At 48.6% G+C, this 529-nt stretch carries 1 rRNA gene; it reads right to left on the bottom strand.

Annotated features, from left to right (window positions below):
- Positions 1-164: 164 nt before the first annotated feature.
- A 16S ribosomal RNA gene (locus R0K30_RS21015) occupies positions 165-529 on the bottom strand; the annotation flags it as partial.

The raw sequence follows: 529 nt of genomic DNA on the forward strand, positions 1-529 counted from the left end.
AATCACTATGTGTGATGAACTTTGCATTGCATTCAATGTGAATGTATTACTTATTGTTATCTAGTTTTCAAAGAACAATCCTGTCTCGCTAGAGACATGTTTTGAAGGTATGATCCTTCAAAACTAAACAAGACCAAAACGCACGCTGCTCCATATATCCTTAGAAAGGAGGTGATCCAGCCGCACCTTCCGATACGGCTACCTTGTTACGACTTCACCCCAATCATCTGCCCCACCTTCGGCGGCTGGCTCCATAAAGGTTACCTCACCGACTTCGGGTGTTGCAAACTCTCGTGGTGTGACGGGCGGTGTGTACAAGGCCCGGGAACGTATTCACCGCGGCATGCTGATCCGCGATTACTAGCGATTCCAGCTTCACGCAGTCGAGTTGCAGACTGCGATCCGAACTGAGAACAGATTTATGGGATTCGCTAAACCTTGCGGTCTCGCAACCCTTTGTTCTGTCCATTGTAGCACGTGTGTAGCCCAGGTCATAAGGGGCATGATGATTTGACGTCATCCCCACCTT

This window comes from Bacillus sp. SIMBA_154 (assembly GCF_046536015.1).
Classification (GTDB): Bacteria; Bacillota; Bacilli; order Bacillales; family Bacillaceae; genus Bacillus; species Bacillus pumilus_P.